Origin of the sequence: Mesorhizobium sp. M7A.F.Ca.CA.003.01.2.1 (genome assembly GCF_003998945.1) — a bacterium.
Lineage (GTDB): Bacteria > Pseudomonadota > Alphaproteobacteria > Rhizobiales > Rhizobiaceae > Mesorhizobium > Mesorhizobium ciceri.
This window is the reverse complement of record NZ_RZRA01000742.1, coordinates 1-2,949: the sequence shown is the minus strand read 5'-3', so window position 1 is coordinate 2,949 and position 2,949 is coordinate 1. Positions and strand designations below refer to the sequence as shown.

Here is a 2,949-nt window from a genome sequence, read left to right as displayed (position 1 = left end):
GGCGGCCATCAGCACTCCGGTTGGTAAAACAATCCTTCCGTCTACCGGTTTCCCGAAATGAAGCAGACGCAGCGAGGCTATTGTAAGGCAAAGAAGCCGTCTCGATATCGCGTCTTTATGACAATTCTCCGGGGGCTGCGCACATTAAATATATGTAACGTTTGAGAAAATATGCGTAACGCTTCGGATCATCGCATATGCACTAACGCAGACTTTCCATCTCGCGAATGCGTTTGGCGCCTTCTGCTTCCAGTTGCCTGGTGACGGCGCCGATCAGCGTTTCGGCGACGACGAAAAGGGCCGCCGATGAATCCCATGCCGACGGCACTGCGGTTCGTCCGGCGATGACATGGCGAGCAAGGCGGGCGATCGGCGACAGCCACTGGTCGGTGAACAGTACGATCTGCACGCCACGCTGATGCGCCTTCTCGGCGAAGCGGAGGAGGCTGTCCTGGTAGCGCCTGATGTCGAAGATGACCAGCACGTCGCGCTTGCCCATGTCGATCAGCCGGTCACGCCACATGCTTTCCTGCCCGGCGAGGTGAAAGACATCCGGCTGGATGATGGCGAGGTGGGCGGCCATGTAGCGCGCCAGCGGATCGGTGAAGCGGCCGCCGATCAGGAAGGTCTTGCCGCGCCGGTCCGCCAGCCGGGCGGCGATGTCGGCAAGCTGCTTGTCGGACAGGTGCCTGAATGTCTCGCGCATATTGTCGAGCGTCGCTTCCAGCATCGGCGACACGGTCCCGCCGCCGGGCGAGGGCGGATTGAGCGTCCTTGTCGCCGGCGATTGCAGTTGCGCCGCCAGTTCGTCCTGCAGGCTCGACTGGAACTCCGGATAGTTCTGAAAGCCCAACCGGGCGACGAAACGCAGGATTGTCGGCGAGGAAACGCCGGCTGCGGCCGAGAATTCAGCGACCGTTTTCAAGCCGATCATCGGGTAGAAGGCAATCAGTGTCTGGGCCGCGCGCCGTTCGCTGGCCGGCATCGTGCCGACGCGGTCGGCGATCAGTTCGGCAATGTTGGAAATCATCTTTTCCCCACCCTTGGCTCGGTCGATGGTCTTTTCCGAAATCGCATTTGACAAAGCCGGACAAACTGTATGAAATCATCCACAGGGACGCAATGAGGCAAAATACGTAACATACGATACAGCGCTCCCCGGGGACGGCAGAGTATGGAGAAAGCACGGCCCGCCAGCCTTGCATCGTCTGATACCGTAAGGGTGACGAACCCCGGCGGATCAAGCCCTTTCGTGCTGACCTGCGATCACGCCTCGAACTTCCTGCCCGCCGAATTCGGCACGCTCGGCCTTGCTGTCGAGGACCTGTCGCGCCACATCGCCTGGGATCCCGGCGCGCTGCCGGTTGCCCGCCGCATGGCGCAGGCGCTCGACGCGACGCTCGTCGAAACCCGCATTTCGCGCCTTGTCATCGACTGCAACCGGCCGCTTGACGCGCCCGACCTGGTGCCGCCGGTCAGTGAGACAACGGCCATACCGGGCAATGCCGGCCTGTCGGAAAGTGAGCGTGCCGCGCGTGTCGCGCTTTCGTGGCGCCCTTTCCACGATACGATTGCGGATATCATCAGCCACAGGCTGTCACACGGTCAGGAAACGCGGCTGGTTTCGGTCCATTCCTTCACGCCGGTATACAAGGGCCGCAACCGGCCCTGGCATATCGGCATCATCCATGACGAGGATCGCCGGCTGGCGGCGCCGCTGATATCGGCGCTGAAGCGGCTTTCCGGTGTCACCGTCGGGGTCAACGAGCCGTATTCACCTGATGACCGCGTCTATTTCACGCTGGAACGGCATGCGCGCTCGCGCGGACTGCCCTGCGCGATGATCGAAATCCGCAATGACGAAATCGCCGGCGAGACCGGGCAGCGGAAATGGGCGGATCTGCTCACGGGCATTTTTTCGGATCTGGAGCCAGAGGAGGCCGGACACACCAGATCGCATTCAGTCGGAAAGTCAGTTCAATCGGCTAGCTAGGGCGGGATCTCATCCCGACCCGAAAACCAACAGGGGACACTAAAATGGCAGCACCGGGTTATACTGAAGTTGACAAGGCGGAGGACGTAAAGCACCTCCACAGCATGGGCTATGCCCAGGAATTGGAGCGGCGCCTCAGTCGCTTTTCGAACTTCGCCGTTTCCTTCTCCATCATCTGCATCCTGTCGGGCGGCATCAATTCGCTGGCCCAGGCCACCTCCGGCGCCGGCGGCATCGGCATCGGCATCGGCTGGCTGGTCGGCTGCTTCGTTTCGCTGACCTTTGCGGTCGCCATGTCGCAGATCAGCTCGGCCTATCCGACGGCCGGCGGCCTCTATCACTGGGGTTCGATCCTCGGCAACCGCGGCACCGGCTGGGTCACCGCATGGCTCAATCTGCTCGGCCTGATCACCGTGCTCGGCGCCATCAATGTCGGCACCTGGACGTTTTTCATCGGCGCTTTCGGCCCGACGCTCGGAATCGAAGGCACGCTGACAAACCAGATGATCTTTCTGATCATCATCACCGGCGCGCAGGCGCTGATCAACCATCTCGGCATCAAGCTGACGGCGAAGCTGACCGATTTCTCGGGCTATCTCATCTTCTTCGGCTCGATCCTGATCGCCATCGTCTGCCTGGCTTCCGCTGAGACCTGGGATTTCAGCCGTCTCTTCACCTTCAAGAACTATTCCGGGGACGCAGGCGCCGGCGTGTGGCCATCCGTCTCGAATGCCTGGGTGTTCGCGCTCGGACTGTTGCTGCCGATCTACACGATCACCGGTTATGACGCTTCCGCGCACACCTCGGAGGAAACCATCAAGGCGGCTTCTTCCGTGCCGCGCGCCATGGTCATGTCGGTGATCTGGTCGGCCGTTTTCGGCTATCTGTTCCTGGCCGCCTTCGTGCTGATGATCCCGAACATGGACGATGCCGCCAAGCAGGGCTGGAACGTGTTC

Annotated in this window: 3 protein-coding genes; 2 read left to right on the top strand and 1 reads right to left on the bottom strand. The window is 61.3% G+C overall.

Annotated elements, in window-relative coordinates; genetic code table 11:
* Positions 1–202: 202 nt before the first annotated feature.
* Positions 203–1,030, bottom strand: a complete 828-nt coding sequence (locus EN969_RS24735; protein WP_063168963.1) for a MurR/RpiR family transcriptional regulator — start codon at positions 1,028–1,030, stop codon at positions 203–205.
* A 144-nt stretch (positions 1,031–1,174) separates the two neighbouring features.
* Here EN969_RS24735 and EN969_RS24730 point away from each other — a divergent pair, with 144 nt between their 5' ends.
* Positions 1,175–1,993: an N-formylglutamate amidohydrolase gene (locus EN969_RS24730; RefSeq protein ID WP_024502760.1), complete on the top strand. Its 819-nt coding sequence runs from the start codon at positions 1,175–1,177 to the stop codon at positions 1,991–1,993.
* A gap of 44 nt (positions 1,994–2,037) precedes the next feature.
* Positions 2,038–2,949, top strand: a 912-nt coding sequence (locus tag EN969_RS24725; protein ID WP_127419471.1) for an amino acid permease, incomplete at its 3' end; no start/stop codon positions are given.